Source organism: Geminocystis sp. NIES-3709 (assembly GCF_001548115.1).
In the GTDB taxonomy this organism is placed as follows: domain Bacteria; phylum Cyanobacteriota; class Cyanobacteriia; order Cyanobacteriales; family Cyanobacteriaceae; genus Geminocystis.
Genome location: NZ_AP014821.1, coordinates 2679989 through 2705643 on the forward strand (window position 1 = coordinate 2679989; position 25655 = coordinate 2705643).

Genomic DNA, 25655 nt, shown 5'->3' on the forward strand with positions numbered 1-25655 from the left:
TATCGAGGTGAGGTGCGATCGTGCAGTGCCACCAAAGGCGATCGCTTTATCTAATAATCATACCTTAATTCAGCAATGCCTAAATAGTTAAGCTAAGACGCATTTAACTTACATTGATTAATTCACCCTTATTCTTAAATTTTTTACTCCAATTAATTACTAAACCTCCTTCATTTAATAAGTAATTTACTGTTTTTTCTAGCTGTTCTTTATTTTCAAAGTTTCTATAAGCTATATATTCCTTTGCCGAATGCCACACTAATTCTATTAAGTTATAATCTGGACTATATACCGGTAAATATTCTAGTCTTATATTCGGTAGATTTTTTTCTATTTTTTCTACTATTTCCTTTTTTTTATGGAAACTTGCGTTGTCTAATATTATGATTATTTTCGGACCACATTCTTTAAAATCTTTTTCATCATTTCCCTTACTTACCCATTCATTTTTTATTTCTTCCCATAACTTTTTTAATTGTTCACAAAACGTTTCTGAATCACCTTTTTTTATTACAAAACATCTTCTTTTTTTATCCGAATATCTTATTCCTCCCATGATATTTACTCTTCCTCTTCTTCTTTCTCCCTTCACCTTTTTTCTTTTTCCTTTTTTCATCCATGTTTTTCTTCTTATCACCCTTAAACTAAAACCACATTCATGAGGGGCTGTGTGGCGAATTTAGTTCGCCACTTTAAACGCCCCATCCCAAAACCATACTTGAACTAACTCAGGATTCTCTTTACCTATTTCTATGTAATGTTCTAATTTTTCTTTAAATGCTTTTCTTTGTTCTTGATTTTGTTTGTCTTCTAAACTATATTTTCCCCAAATATAACTATACTTTTTTCTTTTTAATATCCTCACTACTTGTGATTTGCTTAATTTAATTCCTGTTTCTTTTTCCAAATGTTCTGATAATCTTTGCCCCGTCCATCGACCAAAATCATATCCAAAATCTTCAGGATTTTTATCAACTACTTCTAATAATCTTTCAATATATTTATCCGTTGCTTTTGTTTGGTTTCCTTTTCTTCTTTTATCTTGCAATGAATCTACATTATTAGGATTACCATGAACTGCCCAGTAAGCCACCGTTTTGGGGGAACAACCCAAAAAAACTGCTATTTCTTGATAATTTTTACCATCATTCTCTAATAAAAATATTAAAATTCTTTCCCTGACTTCCGATCTCTTTTCTATTTTTAAAGCATCTTGTAGATACTTTCTTTCTTCCTCTGACAAAAAATTTTTAGAAGGCATAAATCACACCTAAGTTTTATCTTTTCTGACTTAAATTATATACCAAATCAATGCGTCTTAGCTTAGTACTGAGACGATAACAAAATAATAAATTGTTCCCCGTTTTAAAATTTTATTAACATTATTTTGACTTACCAAATCTTGATAATATCAGCTTCATCTTTATTCATACGATCGCCTTTTTGAATATTAAAAGCAGGGAAAAAGTCAGGAGTATTAACTAACGAACCTTTTACCCGAAATTCGGAAGGGGGATGAGGATCACCAAGAATTACTAAACGTAATATTTCAGGTCGCCATTTTGATTTCCATACCTGCGCCCAAGAAATAAAACACCGTTGGGAAGGGGTATAACCATCTATTTTCTCCGCTTTTTGAGCATCCGTTAAACTGCGTTGTAAAGCACTATGAGCGATATTAATTCCCCCTAAATCAGCGATATTTTCCGTTAGAGATAGTTCGCCATTGATAAATAATCCTGGTAAAGGCTCATATTGATTGTATTGTTCGATTAATTTATTCGCTCTTTCATCAAACTTTTTAGCATCTTCTGCTGTCCACCAATCTTTAAGATTACCTTCAGCATCAAAAGTGCGACCTGTACTATCAAAACCATGAGTTATTTCGTGGGCAATGACACCGCCGATGGCACAATAGTTTACCGCATCATCAAGACTAGCATCAAAGAAAGGAGCTTGTAAGATAGCCGCAGGGATTTCGATACTATTAATATTGGAGCTATATTGAGCATTGACTTCCGTTGGGTTAGCGTGTCCAAAAAAAGGCTCATAAACAGGAGGTTTATTTAATGTTGCCAAATTTCGGCGCGTATTCCATTCATTAATCCGCAACAAGTTACCCACAAGATCATCTGTTTTGATGTCAATACTAGAATAGTCCACCCATTCCTTTTCATCAGGATAGCCGATGTAGGATTTCATTTTGTCCAATTTCTCAAGGGCTTTTTGACGAGTTTCCGAACTCATCCAAGGATTTTCTTGTAAACGGAGTCGAAATTCTGCCTTGATATTTTCCACCATTTTTTCAGCTTTTGCTTTATCATCAGCAGAGAAATATTCCGCCACATAAAGTTTAGCCGTTGGATGAGGTAACATAGTTCTCACCACTTCAGCGATTCTTTGCTCAAGGGGTTTTTGTTGTTTTGCCCCTTTCATAACTTTATACTCAAACTCAAAATCTTCTTGTACAAAGTCTTCCGTTAAATGGGGTGCTGTACCACTCAACAACCGCCAACGAAGATAAGTTTTCCAATCTTCCAGGGATTTTTCTTTCATTAGCTGATTTACCATTGCCATATATTTAGGCTGTCTGACAACTACTTCTTGCAATCCTGATAAACCCATTTCTTGAAAATAAAGATCCCAATTAATATTCGGAATTTCGTTTTTTAGTTGAGTTAAAGATTTTTTATGATAAGTCAATGAGGGGTTATTACCATCGGCGGGGGTTAATTGACTTTCTGCTAAAGCCGTTTCTATGGCAAAAACAGTCTGGGCTTGACTTTGAGCTTGTTCTGGCTTTTCTCCTCCAAGGATAAAGATTTTGGCAATATGGGTAATATAAGCCTCTCTTTGCTTACTAAAGTTGTCATTAGAATAAAAATCCTTTTGCTGAGGTAATATGGGAGCAATATATAAAGCATTTACTTGGGAATTTTTAAAGTCCGTAGAAACTCCAGCCATAAAAATGGAAGGCAAACCTTTTAAACTATGATTTGCCATGACGGTTATTAATTCTTCGGGAGTTGCGATCGAATCTATTTGAGTTAAGATTGGTTGAATGGGAACAATACCCAATTTATTGCGTAATTCCAGATTCATCCCCGATAAATATAAATCTCCCACTTGTTGAGGGATGCTTTCTTTCGGGAAGATCGCACTTTTACCAGATGCTTGAGTGATGATTTTTAATAATTTTTGATCTCTGACGGCTTCCACATCAGTAAAACTGTCAACCCGAACATTATCATCAGGAATTACGGCTTTTTTTAACCAGTTACCATTGGCGAATTGATAAAAATTATCTTGAGGTTTAACGGATGTATCGATATTGTTAATGGAAAAACCTGTTTCTTTTTTTGAGGTATCGGCGATCGCCTTATTAGTGATAGTAAAAGAGAGGGAAGTTAAAGCAATCAAAAATAAACGAGAAGAAAGTTTCATAAAAAAGCAATAATGATTAATTAATTAAGAGATTATTGATAATGTCAAAGATGCTATTTCCCTACATCTTCAACATCGTATTACCAATAAAGATTTTTGGCAAGGGGTTTAACTCCCCTGTTTCGGCAAAGCTGTTTCATTTTAGAAAAGTAAAAAAAGCTGAAAAATTTGCCACAAGCCATCTAAGCCCTTGTGTTATCGGTTCAAATTTTAACACTCTAAAAAAATTAATCCCAATAGTTTTTAATATTATTTAACATTTTTGTAACTACAATAAAAGCGATCTTTTGGATTTTGATTGTATCAGTTGATCGCCTTTATTTTTCTGTTAAAATTTGACAATGAAACAGCCTTGGCTGTGGAGAGAGGGTTGGGGGCTGAGGGTTAACCGTGTTTAAGACTCAATCTTTCGTCTTCCACATCTACTAAAATCGTGTCTCCATCCTTAAATTCACCTTTTAAAATGGCTTTGGCGATCGCCGTTTCTAAATAGCGTTGTATAGCACGTTTCAAGGGTCTTGCACCATAAACAGGATCGTAGCCAATGTCAGCAAGAAAATCTAGGGCTGCATCGGATAATTTTAATGTCATTTTCTGCTCATTTAAGCGTGATTCTAACCGTTTAACTTGAATTTTGACGATATTTCTCAATTCAGATTTTTCAAGGCTATGGAAGATGATTATTTCATCGATACGGTTTAAAAATTCAGGGCGAAAATTACCGCGCATTGCCTCCATCACTCGACTACGCATCTCCTCATATTTCGAGTTATCCCCTGCTAAATCAAGGATATACTGCGAACCGATGTTACTGGTCATGATGATGATAGTATTGGTAAAATCAATGGTACGCCCCTGAGAATCCGTTAAGCGTCCATCATCCAAAATCTGTAACATCACGTTAAATACGTCAGGATGAGCTTTTTCGATCTCATCAAACAATACCACAGAATAAGGACGACGGCGTATAGCTTCAGTAAGTTGTCCTCCTTCTTCATAGCCAACGTATCCCGGAGGCGCACCCATTAAACGGGAAACGGTATGTTTTTCCATGTACTCTGACATATCTATCCGCACGATCGCATCCTCAGTGTCAAAAAGAATACCGGCTAAGGCTTTTGCTAGTTCTGTTTTACCTACGCCCGTAGGCCCTAGAAAGATAAAACTAGCGGTAGGACGATTAGGATCGGCTAAACCAGCACGAGAACGCTGAATTGCGTCAGAAACGGCAATAACTGCTTCATTTTGCCCGATTACTCGATCGTGGAGTTGATCTTCAAGGTGTAGTAATTTTTCTTTCTCGGATTCCACTAATTTACTAATAGGAATACCAGTCCATTTAGAGATGATTTCGGCAATATCTGACTCCTCAACTTCTTCTCGTAAAAGTGATTTTCCGCTAGTTTGTTTTTCAGCTAATAACTTTTCTTTTTCTTTAATTTGTCGTTGAATATCTGTTAATTTTCCATACCTTAATTCAGCCGCTTTATTATAGTCATAATCTCTTTCCGCCTGTTGAATTTCAACGTTAAGTTTTTCTAAAGATTCTCGTAAACTACGAATTTGATCAATAGCTTCTTTTTCGCTTTGCCATTGGGCATTAAAAGCTGATTGTTGTTCTTTTAAATTAGCTAATTCTTGTTCTAATTTTTCCCGTCTTTCAACTGATGCTTGATCTGCTTCTTTTTTTAGAGATAAACGTTCCATTTCCAATTGTAAAATTTTACGATCGACTTCATCTAATTCCTCTGGTTTTGAGGTTATTTCCATCTTCAATTTAGCGGCAGATTCATCGACTAAATCGATGGCTTTATCAGGTAAAAATCGATCAGTAATATAACGATTAGAAAGCATAGCGGCAGCAACTAAAGCAGTATCCGCAATTTTCACCCCATGATGTACTTCATAACGCTCTTTTAAACCACGCAAAATGGAGATGGTATCAATGACGTTAGGCTCATCTACAAACACCGATTGAAAACGTCTTTCTAATGCCGCATCCTTCTCGATATATTTGCGATATTCATCAAGAGTTGTCGCTCCAATACAACGCAATTCTCCCCGTGCTAACATCGGTTTTAAGAGGTTTCCTGCGTCCATCGCACCCTGCGTCGCTCCAGCTCCTACAACAGTGTGAATTTCATCAATAAAAAGGACAATATTACCCTGAGATTCCGTGACTTCCTTCAATACAGCTTTGAGTCTTTCTTCAAATTCTCCTCGATATTTTGCCCCAGCAATTAATGCCCCCATATCTAAAGCAATGAGGGTTCGATCGATTAATGATTCTGGTACATCACGGTTTATAATACGTTGAGCTAATCCTTCTACAATAGCAGTTTTACCCACCCCCGGTTCACCAATTAAGACGGGGTTATTTTTTGTACGACGGGAGAGAATTTGAATAGTACGACGAACTTCATCATCTCTACCAATAACAGGATCGAGTTTTCCTAACCTTGCTAATTCTGTCAAATCTCGTCCATATTTAGCTAGAGATTCATATTTATTTTCTGGATTTTGATCACTCACTTTTTGATTTCCTCTAATATCTTTAATAATAGTTTTTAATTTGTTTTCATCTAAGTTAAATTCTTGCAGTAATTTCTTGCCAAAACGATCGTCTTGTGCATAAGCTAAAATAATATGTTCGATCGAAATAAAATCATCTTGAAATTCTTTTTTATAGTTATCTGCTCTGTCTAAAAGGGTATCTAAACTTTTACCTAAATAGACAGAATCACCGATGTTTTTAATTTTAGCCTGACGGTTAATAAATTCATCAACTCTTTCTCTTAAACGAGGTAAACTAATATTAGCTTTATTAAAGATATTAATAGCTAATCCTTCTTGTTCTAAAAGAGATTTTAAGAGATGTTCGCTTTCGATTTGTTGATGTTGATTTTGTTTTGCAATATCAGGAGTTTTTACGATCGCTTCCCATGCTTTTTCTGTAAATTGTTGGGGATTTGTTGGTTGCATTTTTTTATAAAATTAAGTCAATAATAAATAAATATAATTAGTACAATTAAAAATAAAATTGTATTTTCGGACTGGGTTGTAATGATAGAATTGAGGATTAAAAATCTTTAATTTTCAGTTTTTAAGATATTTTTAAATCTCCATTTCATTTTTATTTATAAACTTGATCCGTATTGTATGTATATTTTTTAATTGTCTAATATGTAAATTATTATAAGATTTTCAAGAAGAAAAAATGGGTAGGAATACCCTACTGATTTAGTGGTGATTAAACAACCGTTGGAAAATAATTAGCAATGAGAAAATTGTCTTCCTATCTTGTTTCTGCTGGTTTTTCAGTTTTAATTGCCTTTGGCGAGGAGAACGATTCTTTTTCCTTGAGATAGGATAGAGGCAATAGTAACAATATTTTGATTAACAACCCCTCTTAATCTTCATTAGTAATAAAAATTGGCGGGTTTCAACCTCCAGATGTGATCTCGAACTCAGGGAATGATATAGTAACTAGAGTAATTGGTGTTAAATCGTAACTCATGAAATCTCGTTCTAGCTTACCAAAAATCGTCATTATTGTCTTAGTGATTCTCCTCGCTGTGTTAAGTCTGTGGTTATCGACAGGAAGGTATCCTAATTACATCGCTAAAGGTGGAGTGAAAAATAATCCTCAAAGTATCGTATTCATTCCCAAACGATCGCCCTTAATGGTATCTTTATTAGTCAATCCTGATAAATTAGGGGTAATGGCGAATTTACTACCTTCTAATGATGAACAAAAACGGGTTTTAAAATCGATCAAGCAATTAAGAACAAAATTACTAATCCAAGCTCAAGTGGACTCCTCAGAAGATTTACAGACGTGGTTAGGAGAAGAAATTACTCTGGCAGTGACATCTTTAGATTATGATCACGATCGAGATAATGGTATTAAACCGGGATATTTGTTAGTCGTAAAAAACAAGTCTTCGGAATTAGCAAGGGAATTTTTACAGACTTATTACGGAAAACAGGCGGTTTCTAATAATGCACAACTAATTTTAGACGAGTATAAAGGAGTTAAATTAGTGTATCAAAAACCCTTGACACCTGACGTAAATATTAAGCAGATAGCCGCCGCAGTTGTTGGTGATTTCGTATTATTTGCCAACGATATACAAGTGTTGAAAGAATCCATTAACAATTCTCAAGCAGTAGATCTTAATTTAGCTCATGATTTAGCATACCAAAAAGCGATCGAGTCTCTACCAAAAGAAAAAGTAAGTATTGCTTATCTTAATTTGCCATCAACTTCAGCATGGATTACCAATCAAGGAGAAGTCACAACCTCCTATGATAATCAAAGCCTAACGGTGTCATTAAGTCTCAATCCTCAAGGATTAGTTACTCATACCGCTTTATCTGGCATCACTGAAGAAAAAAACCAAACCCCCAAATTAACAACTCCTCCCCAAACTCTGGCTTATATTCCTGATGATAGTATTTTCTCAGTGGCAGGTTTTGATTTACAGGGATTTTGGCAGGAAATCATCGCAGAATTAGATAACAATAACCCCTTACCTCAATTACTTTATCAAGGTATCCATCCTTTAGAAGAATCTTTGAATGTGAATTTTGCTGAAGATATTTTCCCTCAAGTTACGGGAGAGTATGGTTTATCTTTATCTATCAATGAGAAAACAAAACAATTAGATTGGTTATTTATTAATCAAAATTCCTTAACTGATACCTATAAATTGGATAACCTTGCTAAAGAAAGAGGCTTGAGTGTTGGCACACTACCTTTAAACAATAACACTATCACTGCATGGACAAAACTAATTACCACTTCTGATAATAATTTTTCACGGTTAGAAGCGGAAGTAAAAGGAGTACATACCAAGAAAGAATCTTACGAGATTTTAACAAACTCTGTTAATGTTTTGAATGGTATTTTAACCAACCCTACCAGTAATTTACTAGAATCTCCTCAGTTTCGATCGAGTATTAAAGCCTTACCAACGGAAAATGATGGATATTTATATTTACAGTGGCAACCTTTAAAACCTTACCTTGTTCAAAAATTTCCCATCGTCAAGATTGCCGAATTAGGGTTTAAACCACTATTTGATAATTTACAATCTTTAACAATCGTAAGTGAAGGTGTGGAAAGTGGGGTAAGAAAAGGTACAATTTTCTTTAATTTATCTATTTCAAAGTAAGGTTTGATGAATACAGCCGTTTTCATTTCTATAGGTTTTTAGTTTAGTCTTAGCAGATGTGGCAAAAGAGTTTGAGTAAAATAAGAATATAAGACTTTTTTACTAACCTAACCGTTAAGAGTAACCTAAATCATGGCTAACTTCAATTTTTCTATTATTTCTGCCGAACCCCTTAAACACTTCGGTATTTGTGACGCATCGGCGGCTGTACTTTGGGGGGAAGATCGTTTTTTTGTCGGTAACGATGAAGATAATATACTAAGATTATATGATTCTCATCAGTCTGGTAAAGCAGTTGAAAGTGTGGATATCAATGAATATTTCTCTCCTCAAGATGACGAAGAAATTGATATTGAAGGAGTGACAACCCTTGGTGACTTTTCCTATTGGATTACCTCCCATGGACGGAGCAAAAAAGGAAATTTTAAAGAAAAACGCCATCAATTATTTGCTGTTCAATTTTTTGATAATGATGCAATTTTGGGGGTTATAGGGCAACCTTATCAGAAATTGGTTTTACCCGATCTGTTAGAAAATTCTTTATTAAAACCATTTGATCTTAAAAAAGCAGAAACAATTGTTCCGAAAGAAGGGGGGTTAAACATTGAAGGTTTAACAGCAACGCCAGAAGACGATTTGTTGATCGGTTTTCGTAGCCCTCTTGTTGGCGGCAAAGCTCTGTTAGTTCCCCTTAGAAATCCTTTAGAGTTGGTAACACAAAAAGAAGATGACATTAAAGCTCAATTTGGTGAGCCAATTTGTTTAGATTTAAATGGTTTAGGAATCCGTAGCATTGAGTATTGGTCAGTAATTCAAGCCTACGTTATTATTGCGGGTGAAGTGGGCGGGGGTGATCGCTTTGCCTTATATTTATGGTCTGGCAACCCTAACGAAAATCCTGAACTCATTGACTTAACTTTTCCTGTCGATTTTCGTCCAGAATCTGTTTTATTTTATCCCCACCTCAGCGATCGCTTTCAAGTTTTAAGCGATGATGGCACAATTGTCCGAATTAATAATCAACAGTGTAAAGATGTTGATGGCAGTACTAACACTGACGCAAAGTACTTTCGGAGTATTTGGATTAAAATTGAGCCAAGCTAGGGAAACAATTGAGAAAAAACAATATAATGTTAATACCTACAGTTGAACCATCAATAATCCAAATATGATTAAATTTTGCCAGAGAAAAACTCTCTCTCTCAGGAAGTGGGTGAGAAGCCTGAGGGGGCGACAATGAAGCTAAAAAGACTATGCTGTAAGGGATTGAACATGGTAATCTGGATAAAGATGAGATATTTTCAGTTTGTATATTAATAATAATAGAAAAAGATGTTTCAACTTCCCCAAGATTATCAAGATAATTTTAAAAAGCAGTTTAATTTACCTCAATATTTAACTCTTTGTCTTTTAGTTAACTTACTCCAAAATCTTAAAACTGTTAGGTTAGAAGAAATGGCAAAACTTTTTCCTTATCCGATTAAATTAAGAAGTAGAATTAAAAAGTTACAAAGATTTCTAAGTCTGGAAAATTGGAAAATTGAAACTATCTGGTTTCCTATTTTAAAATCATGGATTATTAATAATTGGGAATCGAAAAAAGTTATCTATTTAGTAATTGATAGAACACAGTGGCAAAATATTAATATATTGATGGTAAGTTTAGTTTATAATCAAAGAGCTATTCCCATTTATTTTACATTACTAGATAAAAAAGGAAGCAGTAATTTATTAGAACAAAAACAAGTATTAGAACCGAGTATTAATTTATTAATTGAATATAAAATAATCGTTTTAGGAGATAGAGAATTTTGCTCTGTAGATTTAGCAAAGTGGTTATCACTAGAGAAACAGGTTTATTTATCTCTACGTTTAAAAAAGAGCGAATATGTCGAATTAGAATCTGATATATGGTTTCGATTAAGTGAATTAGGTTTATGTCCTGGATTCTCTGTATATTATCGAGGAATAAAAGTTACAAAAACGAAGGGATTTTCAGGAATTAATTTAGCAGCAAAGTGGAAAAAAAATTATCGAAATAAATCTAGCAAAGAGCCATGGTTTATTCTCACAAATTTAGCAAGTATGTCGGAAACAATCTCCGCTTATTCCAAAAGAATGGGCATCGAAGAAATGTTTAGAGATTTGAAATTAGGCGGTTATAATTTAGAGAGTACAAAAGTCAATAATGAACGACTAATTTCTTTAATTATACTAATAACGTTATCCTATAGTTATTCAACATTTATAGGAGAAGAAATTAAAAGAAAAGGAATAAGTGAATATCTAGTTCGTCCGACTGAAAAAGGTAGAAAATATAAAAGAAATAGTGATTTTTCTATTGGTTTAAATGCCATAAAATGGCTAAGTGAAATCTGCTTTTTCCAAGAACAATTAGAGGAGTTAACCTCTTTATTTCCTCAGAAACACTCCTATTATCGTCAAGGTATGAGGGCTATTTCCCTTATCCAATCTGCATTATGAGTGCTTTGTCGTCCCCTCAGGTGAGAAGCTCTTTTTTGCCATTTTTGTTTTAACTTCGGCAATAATTCTTTAAATACTTGTTCAAACAAAATTGATGGAAAAGTTACAAATCGGTCTTTTGAGTGGTATTTTAATCAACTCTACCAGTAATTTACTAGAATCTCCTCAGTTTCGATCGAGTATTAAAGCCTTACCAACGGAAAATGATGGATATTTATATTTACAGTGGCAACCTTTAAAACCTTACCTTGTTCAAAAATTTCCCATCGTCAAGATTGCCGAGTTAGGATTTAAACCACTATTTGATAATTTACAATCTTTAACAATCGTAAGTGAAGGTGTGGAAAGTGGGGTAAGAAAAGGTACAATTTTCTTTAATTTATCCATTTCAAAGTAGGGTTTCAACAATGTACAGTTGACAGTTGATAATTCTCAATTGGTAATATAGTTTCTTAGTCCACAACATGCACTATAGGCAATGGCGATCGCATCAACGCTGTCATCAATGGGAAGGGAAGGTAAATCAAAAATTTGTTGTAACATTTCTCCCACTTCTTTTTTAGTGGCTTTACCATTACCTAAATGAGCTTTCCAACTGGCTTGATGTAAGAAAAAAGGGGTTAATTTTGCTTCTCGATAACACACTAAGTTAATTACTCCTAAAGCCTGTAAAACTCCTCCGGCGGCTTTTATTTGTCGGCTGAAAAAGGGCATTTCAATGGCGATCGCATCTGGTTGAAACTCTTTAATAATCGAAACGAAATCTGTTTCTAATTCCGCTAACCTTTCTCCAGTGGGCATCTTTTTATCAGTTTCAATAATGCCATAGTCAACAATACTGGGAATAATAGTTTCATCCCCTTCTAATATAGCCCAACCAACGATCGCTAATCCAGGATCAATTCCCAACCAAATCATTTTTTAATTACCTGCTTAAAGCAAAATAGGTATTAGGTGTTCGGTTTTAGGTTAATTTTTGACTGGTTTTGATTAATGGATTTAATCTTGGTAAAATCAATTTAGATTTTTTTAATCAATTCTTTTACCTAATTCCTAATCTCTAATACTTAACACCTTTTATTGTACTAAATCAGTAGAGGTTAATTCATTCGATCGTGAAGTGTCGTTTTGTGATGGAGCATCTCTGATTAAGGTAAAATGGGAGATTGCAGAAAATTATTATAAAAATTAATCATGGCCGTTAGAGTTAGAATTGCACCATCTCCCACAGGTAATTTACATATAGGTACAGCTCGTACCGCCGTATTTAATTGGCTATTTGCAAGACATCATCAAGGTACTTTTATATTAAGAGTTGAAGATACAGATTTAGAACGATCGAAATCCGAATATACAGATAATATTAAGTCTGGATTAAGTTGGTTAGGATTAAATTGGGATGAAGGGCCATTTTTTCAAACTCAGAGGTTAGATTTATACCGTCAAGCCATTCAAACTTTACTTGATAAAGGGTTAGCTTATCCCTGTTATTGCACTTCCGAAGAATTGGAAGCCATGAGAGAAACCCAAAAAGCAAATAATCAAGCACCTCGTTATGATAACCGTCACCGTAATCTATCACCAGAAGAAATCAGTCAATTTGAAGCAGAAGGACGTAAACCGGTAATTAGGTTTAAAATTGAAGATAATCAACAGATCCTATGGCACGACTTAATTAGAGGTACGGTGACATGGCAAGGTAGCGATTTAGGCGGAGACATGGTAATTGCCCGTACCCCCGATAAAGACAGTGATAATTTTGGACAACCTTTGTACAACTTGGCGGTAGTGATAGATGATATTGACATGAATATTAGTCACGTGATTCGAGGAGAAGATCATATTGCTAATACAGCAAAACAGATTTTGTTATATCAAGCATTAGAGGCAAAAGTGCCAGAATTTGCTCATACTCCCTTAATTTTGAACTCTGAAGGCAAAAAACTTTCAAAACGTGATGGGGTGACATCGATCGATGATTTCCGTAAAATGGGATTTACAGCACCAGCTTTAGTTAATTATATGACTCTGTTAGGATGGACTTCTCCTGATGCCGAGGAAATTTTTACCTTAGAAGAAGCGGCAACGAAGTTTAGTTTAGAAAGGGTTAATAAGGCAGGGGCAAAATTTGATTGGGATAAACTAGATTGGTTGAATAGTCAATATTTACATAAAATGTCCCCAGAGGAATTATTACCGTTGTTAACTCCTCATTGGCAAGAGGCAGGTTATCAATTCAATATTGACACTGAGAAGGATTGGTTATTACAACTTACCAGTTTAATTACTCCGAGCTTAAATCGTCTGACGGATGCCGTCAAAGAAGCAGGGTTATTTTTTGCTGATGGTATCACTTTAACAGAAGAAGCTCAAGAATTTATGACTCAAGAAGGGGTTAAAGAAGTTTTAGAGGCAGTAATTAACGCCACAAAATCTGATTTGACTTTTCAGGAAGCCAATGATATTATCAAACAAATTACTAAAGATCTAAAGGTTAAAAAGGGTTTAGTAATGCGATCGCTTCGAGTTGGTTTAACAGGAGAGTTACATGGCCCTGATTTAGTGCAAACATGGTTATTGTTAAATCAAAAAGCTCTTGACAAAACAAGAATTTCCTCGATCGTCAATAATTAGGGTTTGCTGAAAAAGTTTTTTGGTGAGGGCTTCGACAATGAACAATTGACAATGAACAATTGACAATGAACAATTCGACCTTTAATAAACTCTTTCTTTAGGTTCAAACATAGTGATGGCAACGGGCATATAGTCAACGGCAACACCTTCACAAAAGTAAGAAGCTAAAGTATGTTGCAAAAAATTCTGATCATCTCTGGTGGGATAGTCTTCCCTTGAATGAGCTCCTCGACTTTCTTTTCTGTGAATAGCAGAGGTTAAAATCATTTCTCCTACAATCATAATATTTTGTAATTCTAAGGCTTCTATAACTTCAGTATTCCATTGTCTTTGTTTATCATCGAGAAAAATTTGGTCGTACTGGCTGATAAGTTCTCGAATTCGCTCTAATCCTTGCGTCATCACTTCCTCTGTACGGAATACCCCACAATGCTCTGTCATCGCATCTTGAAAGTTTTGTCTCAGGCTATTAATTCTGATATTGCCTTGTTGATTTAGTAAATCGTCAATGCGTTTTTCTGCGTGTGTTCGATATTTTTTTTCATCAATATTTGGCATAGCTCGATCGATTACATAATTAGCGATCGCCCGTCCGACTCTACGGCCATAAACCACGCATTCCAAGAGAGAATTACTACCAAGACGATTAGCACCATGTACCGAAACACAGGCACATTCTCCCGCCGCAAAAAAACCTTCCGTTAATTGATTAGCATTGATTCTGACTCTACCATCGGTATTAACAGGAATCCCCCCCATACAATAATGCACTGTAGGGCGTACAGGCATAGGCTCATATACGGCATCCACACCAACTAAACGATGGGCTTCTTCCCAACAAAACGGTACACGGGACATGATTTTTTCCTTGCCCATATGGGTTAAATCTAAATGCACATATATCCCTCCAGCACTACCATCAGGATTTATACCTCGTCCTGCTCGTATTTCAGTCACGATCGCTCTTGAAGTAATATCTCTAGGGGCTAACTCCATTTGTTTCGGGGCGTAACGTTCCATAAATCTTTCCCCATCACTATTGCGTAAATAAGCACCTTCTCCTCTTACAGCTTCGGAAATTAATACCCCAACAGGATATAAACCCGTAGGATGAAACTGGACAAATTCCATATCTTCTAAGGGTAAACCAGCCATTGCCGTCATTGCTAAACCATCCCCACTGGAGGCATAATCATTAGAAGTTGTGTTAAAAACTCTACCATAACCTCCTGTCGCAAACATTACAGCTTTCGATCGAACTACCTCTAAATGCCCATCATTGATGTTAAACATTACTACCCCTTTCGCCTGTTTTATCAGAGAATGTGATTCCTCCTTACTAAAGGAATCTTCAAGGATTAACTGCATTACATACCATTCTTCATAGATTTTGACGTTATTTCGGCGTAAATTGTTAACTAATTCATGTAGGATAGCATGACCTGTTTTATCCGCAGCGTAACAAGTCCGCTTGTGGGAATGTCCTCCGAAAGCCCGTTGAGCAATTCTACCATCTTCTAAACGGGAAAATAATACTCCTAAATGTTCTAATTCGATGATTACTTCAGGTGCTTCTCTCGTTAAAAATTCCACCGCATCTTGATCAGCTAAATAGTCTGAACCCTTTACAGTATCAAAGGCGTGGGCTTTCCAATCATCGTTAGGATCTACATTTTGTAAACTAGCCGCAATACCACCTTGGGCGGCCACAGAATGCGATCGAATAGGGTGAGTTTTTGCCACCAATCCCACATCAAGACGAGGATTTTGTGTTTTAATTTCCAGTGCCGCACGACATCCTGCTAAACCACCACCAATAATGATTACATCATGTTCTAACATTTTTCTTTCTTACCCGTTAACAATACCTATCGTTTTATTATCCATTATTTACTTTTGTTCAAAGTGTTATGTTTATAAAGTTTTATTAAAAGTATCAATAATCTATCTTTTTAAAATCCCTATATTGTTTGTGTTTTTTTGTAACTAAAATTATTTACTAATTTGCCAATGGTCAAAAATATCTTTAATTAAAATTTCTTTAATGAGGATTTGAGTAATAATTATTAAAGGAAAGGCTAAAAAAAGTCCTAATAAACCGAAAAAACTAGCAAAAATAACTTGTCCAATTATCACATTTGCTGGAATTAATACTACTCTATTTTTTCTGAATTTAGGAATAATTACTTTATCGATTAGATGATAGATTCCAATGTAAATTATTAAAATTATCCATGATTTCCAATCTGAATATAAAAAAGCGATCGCCATGGGAGAAATTACACTGGTAACAGAGCCAAGATAAGGAATAAATGCTAAAAAGGCGGCTAAAAAGGCTTGGGCAGAAACTAAGGGAATATGAAGAATTAATAATGTTAAAAAAGTTAGGATAAAGACGCAAAATATTTTAATAAATGTATCGGCTAACCATTCTTCTAATTCTATTTTTGTTAGCATTAAAATTTTATTAATTCTCGATCGATAAAATGCTGGAAATAGACGGACGAATCCCTCTTTATAGGGTAAAGGATCAACTAAAATCATTAAGGTCAAAGCTAGTAATAATAATCCACTTAATAAAGCACCAAAAACGCCTGATATTACTATCACACCTCTTTTCAATAAATCATTCAGTAATGGTTGTAAATTCAATAAAATTTGTTTTAAATCGGGAAAAGAATTAATCCATTCAGAAGAAAGATTATATTTGAATCGATCGACTTCTAAAATTAACTTTTGAATTCCCAAAGGAACAAGATTATATAAATCCTGAAATTGAACTAAAAGTGAGGGAATAACTATCACAATAAAAAAAGCAATTATCCCTAATAAAGTTGCGATGGCTAATAAAACGGCATAACCCCTTTTCAAACCAAAACTAGCTAACTTTTTAACGAGAATATTTAAAATTAAAGCGAAAACAACTGCTGTAAAAACTAATAAAAGTATTTGCCTTATTTGCCAAATAATATAGACAAAAATTATTACTAAACTAAAACTAATCCATTTAGCAAAATCCATCATTAGTTTATCCTAAGAATTAATAGTATTTTTCTGTCTGATTAATAATATTATAAAAATAATAATTACAGGAGAAAATATTATAACAGGAGCGAGATAAGTTTCTGATTGAATTAAAAAATTATCTAAACCATGCTTAATTAAAATAGAAATTATAGTGGATAATAATAAAACCTTACCCAAAAAAATAATTTGATTAATCATAAATAAAAAAGAAGATAGATAAAATCATTATCACCTGAGTTCAGTGTATTTGTATTGCAGTAGCTTTTATTTCTTTAAACCACACTTTGCATTCTCCTTTGCGACTTTGCGAGAGATAAAAATGTGCTTTATTCATTGGAAAAGTGCTGTAGGAGTTAAAAGAAGAAAAACAAAGAAATGATGTGACTAAGAAAAGTTTGAGAATATCCCTAAACAAAACCACCAAGCCAGAATTATCTTAATAGATATTCCGAATTGGTGGCCTTGAACTAATAAAGACAATATAAGCAGTTTTCCTACTCAATTAATCTCATAACGGCTTAGAATTATGTTACTCTTGGCTATCTTCCGATGGTCGATTAGTGCCATTGCTATTATTGTAATCTTTTCTTTTAAACTTGGAGTTAAAACTGGTAGTTTTTTTTCTAAACTGTCGGGCGTAAGCCTTGTTACGTTCTGCTTTTTCTTTTTTAGGATTACTTTTAGCCATTCTGTCCTCGTAAATAAATAAATTACTTCTAATGTCAAAATTTGAGATAACTAGAAGCGGTAAAAAATGCTTTTTTCATGGAAGAACAAAATTTATATTGCACATTTCCCGAAGTAGCTTTTTTGTAGAGAGTTAAGATTATTACTTGATTATATTAATATTGATCACTAAATCTTTATTCCCATAAAAATTATAACACTTTAGTTCTTAAGATGGTAAAAAACGATCGAGAGCAGATTTTAACGCATCTATTTCTTGATCAATACTACCATCTTTAGCGGCACGAGTAATACATTCGCTTAAATGTTCATCCAGAATTAACCTAGCTACCCTATCTAAAGCCCCCCGAATGGCTGCAACTTGAATTAAAACTTCGGGACAATCTCTCCCCTCCGTTATCATATTCTTTATACCTCTAACATGACCTTCAATGCGAGATAAACGATTGATTATTTTTTTCTGGGATTCTTCACTATGAATGTGGCCATGATGAGAATGGGTGTGAGAATGGGGAAGATTATCAGGAAAACTTTGTGTCATGGAATTTTCGTATATTGATTATTTTAATTTTAGTGGATATTTTGTTAAGTTATTATTTATTTCGACTCGTCAAAAGTTTGTACATTACCACTAGGACTTAAGATTAATCTTACAGTTACTTCCTCTTGATCAGAAAAAGATGAGGTGATTTTTTCTCCTAATAATGGTATTCCTGTTCGATCAAGAAACACAATTGCTACTTGTCCTATTGGAGTAACCTTAGCTAAAGAGCCATTTTGACTGAATTTTAACCGATACTCAATACTTTGTTTCAAATTTTCGGGAGGTTGCCATTTATCCTGAAAATATTGTTTCACTTCATTAGAAACAAGTCCACCAGATTTTTTCTGATTTAGGGATGAGTCTAAACGGCTCACTTGTTGCTCAAAATTAGGGCTATTGCCAATAACATTAGGAGACACACTATTTAAAGTATTAATCCCTGCTTGAATAGTATTAGAGGAGTTATTCGGTAAAGAATTTGGTACTTTATTAGAATTATTTGGTTGTAAAGTAGGTAATGTGGAAAGACGAGAAGGGTATTGAGGTTTTGACGGTGGTGAGAGGGGTTTAGTCGGTTGAAAAGAAGGTGTAACCGTCGAAGGAGATGGTTGAAGGGTGATAATATTAGGGTTTGTTTGTTCTAATACTGGAGGCGGTAAATTAGAAATTGGTGGTGCAAGTGGTGGTGGTGCAATAATAATTTCTGCGGATTGATTGGGTTGAGGAGAAATATTATTTTCTTTTATGTTGTTACCGACAATATTAGTCTCTCCTTGAGGGGGTTGAGTAATAGTGGGAGGAGGAGGTAATAAAGGATTTCTATTTTTGAGATTTTCAGGTACTTCTGGTGCTACGATCGAGGGTATAGTCTTAGGGTCAATAGGAGTAGGAGGAATAACATCTTCTATGTTAGATTGAGGGGTTTCTGTACTCAATTGATCTGTATTAGTTTGATTATCTGCTATTTGTTGCTCATAACGCCACCAAATTCCCCCTCCTATCACAAAAGTTAAAGCGGTAATGGTAATACTTAATCCAATGTGACTTGAAATAGATTCGTTTTTTTCAGGAATCGGTTTTGTTGCATCATGATAGTAAGAAGAAAGAGCGTTAACAAAGTCAAATAATTGAGTATTAGTTAAAATTATCTCTAATATCTCCTCTTTTGGGAAAAAACATTGATAAAATAATCGATGACGATAGGTGGAGTCTCGACTGATAGAGATAAATTCTTCTTGATTATCTGAGGGCAATTCACAGGTTAAAGATTCTACCTCTAAACTGTTAATCTCTAAATATTTAGCAATATATTCATTAACTTTTTCTCTCAACTTTTCTAGCAAATTTCGATCGCCTAATATAACACTTTTTTCATTTTTAGGTAATCTTGGATCATCAAAATGGAGTTGAAAACTAAACTGTGGAGGAAAAGTTTTTGCACCCCAATTACCCCAAAAAGAATGAGGATGATAAATCTCTAAAGTACAAGTAGGGGGAGTATAACGCCGAAAAGAAGAAGTATTAATGACCATACTAAATGCAAATATGCCTTTTTTTGGCATGGACTAAACAAAAGCCTATTATTACATATCTTAACAATTAATAATGAATAACGGTACTTAGACAAAACAATAACAACAATTAAGCTATAATATTTACATTATATTGTTTTTAGGTCAAAATGAAAGAAATCACATCTTCATCAATGCCACCCTGTTTCGAGCGTTGGTGCCAAAAAATAGACCCTGTATTAAAAACAAAAGCACAAAAACGAGAGTTTAGAAATTATTTGGGCGGTTTATTAGGTGATTCTCAAAGAAAAAATCTCACTCAAATTGCCCATAATAATCTTGATATTACTTATCATAAGTTACATCATTTCCTAACAGAATCCACTTGGAATTATGATGAGGTAAATAATAAAAGACTAGAAATTATTGCCTCATGTCGTCAAACTAAAATAAGTCGCTCTTTCTCTTTAATTATCGATGATTCAGGTCATCGTAAAAGTGGCAATTTTACTGACTGTGTGGGACGACAATATATTGGTGAAATTGGCAAAACTGATAATGGTAATATCCGCAGTCACCACCCACATTTATGATGGGGTCAGAAGTTTTCCCTTAGACGTTGAATTATATGAAAAAGCGGAAAATTTCCCCTTGGGAAAAGATGACCCACAATTTCAAAAAAAACCCGATATTGCCTTTAATTTAATTGAAAAATGTTTAAACCGAAATTACCATCCTCAAATAATTTTAATGGATGGGGGTTATGGGAACAATACTAATTTATTAGAAAAATTAGAACAAAAAAATTTAAAATATATAGGAATTATTGCAAAAAATAGATTAGTACAAGTAGTAAAAGAAGATTTGAGAGAGTCTGAAAAAAGAATAGATGAAATAGCTAAATTATTACCTCAAGAGAGTTTTGAAGAAATAAAAACAGGTAAAAATAGAGAAAAAACTCTTTGGGTAGCAACCATAAAAATTAAATTATCAGCCTTATCAGGAATAAAAACCGTAGCTATCGTCATGAATGCTCCCAGTTTTGAAAAGTCCACAGATATTGATTATTTAATGACCAATGAAACAGGAGAAAAAGTCTGTGCAAATTGGATAGTAGAAACTTATACATCAAGAAATTGGATAGAAGTATTTTACCGTGAAATTAAGGGATGGTTAGGCTTATCAGAATACCAAGTGAGAAATAAAAGAAGTTTAATGAGACATTTTATATTGGTATTTTGCGCCGATACTTTTATTCAATGGCATCGTTTGACAGGGGGATTGAGAAGGCAATGGGGAAATAAACCCTTAAATACTTTTGCAGAGGCATTGGAAGCGTTTCGGACGGCAGTATCTTTTCGTTTCTTTCAATGGTTAAAAGATAATGTGGAAGTATTTAGCTTATATAAAGCAAGTTTAGGGTTTATTTGGGCATAATTTTTGTCTAAGTACCGTTAGCTTAATATTTGACATTTTAATTTGAGGTTGAATTATTTTATCATAGAAATAATCTTAATAGTCTAGGAGTAATTGTCATGTCTTTGAGTCAAAATGAAAATTCATTATTGGAATTGCTTAATCCCATTTTGGCAAATTTTGCTTTACAGGATAACTTCAACCTCGACATGACAGAAGTTTTTGGACATAATGAGCAAATCAACTCCCTACAAAACCAATGGCTTAATTCCACATGGACATTACCCACTATTAAGATTGTTGCTTCTTCCCTTATTAATAACAGTTATGGTGCTTATGCCAGTGAAAATGAGACTATTTATCTCTCACAAGAATTAATTAACAGTAATAATACTGATTTAATTGTCAGAGTTTTATTAGAAGAATATGGTCATTATCTTGATGATATTTTAAACACTACGGATACTCAAGGAGATGAAGGGGAATATTTTGCCTCCCTTGTACAAAATCAAATTTTATCATACACAGAGTTAGACAGAATCAAAACTGAAGATGATAGCTCGATCGTATTTTTAGAAGATAGTTTATTATCGATCGAACAAGTTGATGTTACTGTTCCAGAAGTTCTATTTATTAGAACTGTAAGTAATTTTACAGGCACGGAAGGGCAAATTTTGAACAATATGGCGATCGTATGGTCAAATGTTAATAATCAGGTAAACCCTTTTATTCGTATTACTATTACTACCGATGATTTTGCCTCTTTTACCGTAAAAAATTCCACTAATTCTAGTCAATCATTCACTGCTAATGTCGGTAATGCCATAGAAGTTCCACCTCTTGGATTAGTCACAGGATGGCTGATAGAATTAACTCCCATTGATGATTCCACTTATCGCCCAGATAAAACCGCAGAGTTTATCGTCAATGTAGTTTCTAGTTCTGGAGTTAGTAATTCTCCTCCTCAAGTTATCGGAACGATCGCAGAAAATGACTTTCCCGTTGATTTATCGGTAAGTAGTAATACGGGCAGTGAAGTTGGTACAACGGTTATTACTGTCACCGCTACCACACCAGAAGCCGTATTAGGTGATCAAACAGTTAATTTAAGTGTATCGGGAACAAATATTACTGGTAGCGATTATATTCTCAGTAATAATATTATTACCATCTTAAATGGTCAAACCAATGGTAGTGTTACTTTTACGATTCAAAATGACAGTATCGTGGAAGGCACAGAGACAGCAGTTATAAGTATTTCTAATGTGTCTAATACAGGTTCTAGTGGATTGCTTTTGGGTACTACCACTTCTCAAAATATTAATATCACGGATAATCAAGCCCCTATTTTCAATCCTCCTTCAGTTTCTCTGAATTTTGCTGAAAATGGCACTGGTATAGTTTATACCGCAACGGCAACAGACCCAGAAAATATTACTTTAACTTATACTTTAACAGGAGTCGATGTTGATTTATTCAACTTAAGCCCAACGGGAGAAATTACTTTTAAAGCAACGCCCAATTTTGAAATTCCTGATGACAGCAATTTCGATCGAATTTACAACATTATAGTTAGTGCTACCGATGGTTTTTTAACAGCGTCTCAAAATATTGCTATTACTGTTACTGATGTGGATGAGTTTGATGTCACCATACCTACCGATAATGATAGTGATGAAAATTCGATCGAGGAGAATCCAAGTAATGGCAGTGTGGTAGGAATTACGGCTTTTGCAGTGGATAACGATGGTACAAATAACACTGTTACCTATAGTTTGACAGACAATGCCAATGGAAGATTTGCCATTGATGCCATCACGGGAGTTGTCACGGTAGCCGATGGTAGCCTACTCAATTTTGAAAATGCCACCAGTCATAGCATTACGGTATTAGCTACTAGCAGTGATAGTTCAACCAGTAGTCAAAACTTTACCATAACTGTTACTGATGTGGATGAGTTTGATGTCACTACTCCCATAGACACTAATAATAACGAAAATTCGATCGAGGAGAATGCTAGTAATGGCAGTGTGGTAGGAATTACGGCTTTTGCCGTGGATAACGATGGTACAAATAACACTGTTACTTATAGTCTTACAGACAATGCCAATGGAAGATTTACCATTGATACAACAACGGGAATCGTTACCGTAGCCGATGGTAGCCTACTCAACTATGAAAATAATATTACTCATAACATTATTATTCAAGCAAATAGTAGCGATGGTTCGACTAATAGTCAAATATTTACTATAACTATTACTGATGTGGATGAGTTTGATGTCACTACTCCCATAGACACTAATAATAACGAAAATTCGATCGAGGAGAATGCTAGTAATGGCAGTGTGGTAGGAATTACGGCTTTTGCCGTGGATAACGATGGTACAAATAATACTGTCACCTATAGTTTGACAGACAATGCCAATGGAAGATTTACCATTGATGCCATCACGGGAGTTGTCACGGTAGCCGATGGTAGCCTACTCAATTTTGAAAATGCCACCAGTCATAGCATTACGATATTAGCCACTGGCAGTGACACGTCAACCAGTAGTCAAAACTTTACCATAACTGTTACTGATGTGGATGAGTTTGATGTCACTACTCCCATAGACACTAATAATAACGAAAATTCCGTAGCCGAAAATGCTAGTAATGGCAGTGTGGTAGGAATTACGGCTTTTGCCGTGGATAACGATGGTACAAATAATACTGTCACCTATAGTTTGACAGACAATGCCAATGGAAGATTTACCATTGATGCCATCACGGGAGTTGTCACGGTAGCCGATGGTAGCCTACTCAATTTTGAAAATGCCACCAGTCATAGCATTACGATATTAGCCACTGGCAGTGACACGTCAACCAGTAGTCAAAACTTTACCATAACTGTTAATGATGTAGATGAGTTTGATGTTACCACTCCCATAGACACTGATAATAACCTAAATTCGATCGAGGAGAATGCAAGTAATGGCAGTGTGGTAGGAATTACGGCTTTTGCCGTGGATAACGATGGTACGAATAACACTGTTACTTATAGTTTGACAGACAATGCCGGGGGAAGATTTACCATTGATGCCATCACGGGAGTCGTCACGGTAGCCGATGGTAGCCTACTCAATTTTGAAAATGCCACCAGTCATAGCATTACGGTATTAGCCACTGGCAGTGACACGTCAACCAGTAGTCAAAACTTTACCATAACTGTTACTGATGTGGATGAGTTTGATGTCACTACTCCCATAGACACTAATAATAATGAAAATTCGATCGAGGAGAATGCAAGTAATGGCAGTGTGGTAGGAATTACGGCTTTTGCCGTGGATAACGATGGTACAAATAATACTGTCACCTATAGTTTGACAAACAATGCAGGGGGAAGATTTACCATTGATACAACAACGGGAATCATTACCGTAGCCGATGGTAGCCTACTCAACTATGAAAATAATATTACTCATAACATTACGGTATTAGCCACTAGCAGTGATACCTCAACCAGTACTCAAAACTTTACCATTAATGTTACCGATGTCAATGAATCTCCCATAGTAAATAATCCTATTGTTGATCAAAATACCTTTGAGCAGATTGTCTTTAATTTTACTGTACCCAATAACACCTTTAACGATCCTGATGTGGGGGATACTCTTACCTATAGCGCCATTTTAGCTAATGATGATCCTTTACCTAGTTGGTTAACTTTTAATCCCACTACTCAAACATTTTCAGGCACTCCTAGCAATGGTGATATTGGCACGATTTCCGTGAAGGTAACGGTAACGGATACGAGCAATTTATTCATAAGTGATATTTTTGACATCCAGATTCAACCCTTGCAAACTTTGATAGGTAACTCTACGGGAGGAAATGATACTATTGTGGGGGATATTGGGTTTAATATCATCAATGGCGGAGGTGGGAATGATTTCATTACGGGGAATGTGCTGGAGGATACCTTAAGCGGTGGTAGTGGTAATGATACCCTTAAAGGCTTTGAAGGAAATGATCTTCTTGACGGTGGTAGTGGGGATGATCTGTTAAAGGGCGGAGACGGTAATGATAACATCAAAGGTGGTAGTGGTAATGATACCCTAGTGGGTGGTATTGGTAATGATACTTTAACAGGAAATAGTGGCAATGACTATTTTCGTTTTAACTCTCCTACGGATGGTATTGACAGAATTATGGATTTTAACGTGATTGATGACACTATCTATTTAGGGAGTTCGGGTTTCAATTTAACGACAGGGGTATTGGCATCTAATCACTTTGTTATCGGTGCCAGTGCTACTACGGTGAATCATCGTTTAGTGTTCGATCGAAATACAGGTAATTTGTTCTTTGACAATGATGGTGTTGGTGGTAATGCACAAACCCAGATTGCAACTGTCATGCCTCGATTATCTTTGACGAATCAAGATTTTATCGTCATCTAATATTTATCCTCAAGTTAAGATTTATCCTCAAGTTAAGATTTATCCTGATGATGATATTTTGCCCGTATTAAATAAAATAGAACTGAAATAGACAGTTAAGGATGTTTTTAATTGGCTTAATATTTAGGGGTTGCTGAAAAAGTATTTTGATGAGGGAAGGTGTTAGCTTTTACGTAAAATAATCAAAAATAAAGGTTTTGATATTTTGTGTAACATATGTACAAATAAGCTGGTTGTTTAAAAAATAAGTGAAAAATGTTAGGTTTTTGAGTAATAATTGCTAAAA

General features: G+C 34.8%; 14 protein-coding genes and 2 pseudogenes. 7 read left to right on the forward strand and 9 right to left on the reverse strand.

Translation table 11 applies throughout. The features are described from left to right. Nucleotides 1–103: 103 nt before the first annotated feature. From GM3709_RS19165 to clpB, 3 genes and pseudogenes are all read right to left on the reverse strand, one after another. Nucleotides 104–1261 (reverse strand): annotated as a pseudogene (locus tag GM3709_RS19165) (IS630 family transposase). Nucleotides 1262–1392: 131 nt separating this feature from the next. Next, nucleotides 1393–3444 (reverse strand): M13 family metallopeptidase, encoded by a 2052-nt coding sequence (locus GM3709_RS11355; RefSeq protein ID WP_066119425.1) that lies wholly within the window; start codon nt 3442–3444, stop codon nt 1393–1395. A gap of 384 nt (nt 3445–3828) precedes the next feature. Continuing rightward, nucleotides 3829–6426 carry an ATP-dependent chaperone ClpB gene (gene clpB, locus GM3709_RS11360; protein WP_066119428.1) on the reverse strand — a complete coding sequence of 866 codons (2598 nt, stop codon included), beginning with the start codon at nt 6424–6426 and terminating at the stop codon, nt 3829–3831. Between the two features lie 533 nt (nt 6427–6959). Here clpB and GM3709_RS11365 point away from each other — a divergent pair. The 4 genes from GM3709_RS11365 (at nt 6960) to GM3709_RS11380 (ending at nt 11502) form a co-directional block, all read left to right on the forward strand. Continuing rightward, nucleotides 6960–8621, forward strand: a complete 1662-nt coding sequence (locus GM3709_RS11365; RefSeq protein WP_066119430.1) for a DUF3352 domain-containing protein — start codon at nt 6960–6962, stop codon at nt 8619–8621. 132 nt (nt 8622–8753) lie between these two features. Next, nucleotides 8754–9725 carry a DUF3616 domain-containing protein gene (locus GM3709_RS11370; protein WP_066119432.1) on the forward strand — a complete coding sequence of 324 codons (972 nt, stop codon included), beginning with the start codon at nt 8754–8756 and terminating at the stop codon, nt 9723–9725. Between the two features lie 228 nt (nt 9726–9953). Then, nucleotides 9954–11105 carry an IS4 family transposase gene (locus tag GM3709_RS11375; protein ID WP_066116666.1) on the forward strand — a complete coding sequence of 384 codons (1152 nt, stop codon included), beginning with the start codon at nt 9954–9956 and terminating at the stop codon, nt 11103–11105. 94 nt (nt 11106–11199) lie between these two features. Beyond that, nucleotides 11200–11502, forward strand: coding sequence for a DUF3352 domain-containing protein (locus GM3709_RS11380; RefSeq protein ID WP_066119435.1), 303 nt, complete (start codon nt 11200–11202; stop codon nt 11500–11502). A gap of 35 nt (nt 11503–11537) precedes the next feature. Here GM3709_RS11380 and GM3709_RS11385 read toward each other — a convergent pair whose 3' ends face one another. Next, nucleotides 11538–12023, reverse strand: coding sequence for a crossover junction endodeoxyribonuclease RuvC (locus tag GM3709_RS11385; protein ID WP_066119437.1), 486 nt, complete (start codon nt 12021–12023; stop codon nt 11538–11540). A 276-nt stretch (nt 12024–12299) separates the two neighbouring features. Here GM3709_RS11385 and gltX point away from each other — a divergent pair, with 276 nt between their 5' ends. Beyond that, nucleotides 12300–13739: a glutamate--tRNA ligase gene (gene gltX / locus GM3709_RS11390; protein ID WP_066119439.1), complete on the forward strand. Its 1440-nt coding sequence runs from the start codon at nt 12300–12302 to the stop codon at nt 13737–13739. 81 nt (nt 13740–13820) lie between these two features. Here gltX and GM3709_RS11395 read toward each other — a convergent pair whose 3' ends face one another. From GM3709_RS11395 to GM3709_RS11415, 5 genes are all read right to left on the reverse strand, one after another. Further along, entirely contained in the window at nt 13821–15581 is a 1761-nt protein-coding gene (locus GM3709_RS11395) for a succinate dehydrogenase/fumarate reductase flavoprotein subunit (RefSeq protein ID WP_066119441.1), read from the reverse strand. Nucleotides 15582–15731: 150 nt separating this feature from the next. Continuing rightward, nucleotides 15732–16763: an AI-2E family transporter gene (locus GM3709_RS11400; RefSeq protein WP_231937552.1), complete on the reverse strand. Its 1032-nt coding sequence runs from the start codon at nt 16761–16763 to the stop codon at nt 15732–15734. A 532-nt stretch (nt 16764–17295) separates the two neighbouring features. After that, complete coding sequence (locus tag GM3709_RS20770; RefSeq protein ID WP_173645714.1) at nt 17296–17454, reverse strand: hypothetical protein; 159 nt, start codon at nt 17452–17454, stop codon at nt 17296–17298. 207 nt (nt 17455–17661) lie between these two features. Next, on the reverse strand, nt 17662–17994 hold the full coding sequence (locus GM3709_RS11410; protein WP_144439434.1) for a metal-sensing transcriptional repressor: 333 nt from the start codon (nt 17992–17994) through the stop codon (nt 17662–17664). A gap of 56 nt (nt 17995–18050) precedes the next feature. After that, nucleotides 18051–19559 (reverse strand): DUF4335 domain-containing protein, encoded by a 1509-nt coding sequence (locus GM3709_RS11415; protein ID WP_066119449.1) that lies wholly within the window; start codon nt 19557–19559, stop codon nt 18051–18053. A gap of 119 nt (nt 19560–19678) precedes the next feature. On the opposite strand from GM3709_RS11415, the pseudogene GM3709_RS11420 reads away from it, so the two are divergent. Beyond that, a pseudogene (locus tag GM3709_RS11420) lies at nt 19679–20945 on the forward strand (IS701 family transposase). Nucleotides 20946–21043: 98 nt separating this feature from the next. Beyond that, nucleotides 21044–25369 (forward strand): S-layer family protein, encoded by a 4326-nt coding sequence (locus GM3709_RS11425; protein ID WP_066119451.1) that lies wholly within the window; start codon nt 21044–21046, stop codon nt 25367–25369. Nucleotides 25370–25655: the final 286 nt, after the last annotated feature.

Bases quoted from the DNA above. Each gene is read 5' to 3' on its own strand.
- GM3709_RS11355 (WP_066119425.1), bottom strand. From the start codon at position 3,444: ATGAAACTTTCTTCTCGTTTATTTTTGATTGCTTTAACTTCCCTCTCT.
- clpB (WP_066119428.1), bottom strand. From the start codon at position 6,426: ATGCAACCAACAAATCCCCAACAATTTACAGAAAAAGCATGGGAAGCG.
- GM3709_RS11365 (WP_066119430.1), top strand. From the start codon at position 6,960: ATGAAATCTCGTTCTAGCTTACCAAAAATCGTCATTATTGTCTTAGTG.
- GM3709_RS11370 (WP_066119432.1), top strand. From the start codon at position 8,754: ATGGCTAACTTCAATTTTTCTATTATTTCTGCCGAACCCCTTAAACAC.
- GM3709_RS11375 (WP_066116666.1), top strand. From the start codon at position 9,954: ATGTTTCAACTTCCCCAAGATTATCAAGATAATTTTAAAAAGCAGTTT.
- GM3709_RS11380 (WP_066119435.1), top strand. From the start codon at position 11,200: ATGGAAAAGTTACAAATCGGTCTTTTGAGTGGTATTTTAATCAACTCT.
- GM3709_RS11385 (WP_066119437.1), bottom strand. From the start codon at position 12,023: ATGATTTGGTTGGGAATTGATCCTGGATTAGCGATCGTTGGTTGGGCT.
- gltX (WP_066119439.1), top strand. From the start codon at position 12,300: ATGGCCGTTAGAGTTAGAATTGCACCATCTCCCACAGGTAATTTACAT.
- GM3709_RS11395 (WP_066119441.1), bottom strand. From the start codon at position 15,581: ATGTTAGAACATGATGTAATCATTATTGGTGGTGGTTTAGCAGGATGT.
- GM3709_RS11400 (WP_231937552.1), bottom strand. From the start codon at position 16,763: ATGATGGATTTTGCTAAATGGATTAGTTTTAGTTTAGTAATAATTTTT.
- GM3709_RS20770 (WP_173645714.1), bottom strand. From the start codon at position 17,454: ATGGCTAAAAGTAATCCTAAAAAAGAAAAAGCAGAACGTAACAAGGCT.
- GM3709_RS11410 (WP_144439434.1), bottom strand. From the start codon at position 17,994: ATGACACAAAGTTTTCCTGATAATCTTCCCCATTCTCACACCCATTCT.
- GM3709_RS11415 (WP_066119449.1), bottom strand. From the start codon at position 19,559: ATGCCAAAAAAAGGCATATTTGCATTTAGTATGGTCATTAATACTTCT.
- GM3709_RS11425 (WP_066119451.1), top strand. From the start codon at position 21,044: ATGTCTTTGAGTCAAAATGAAAATTCATTATTGGAATTGCTTAATCCC.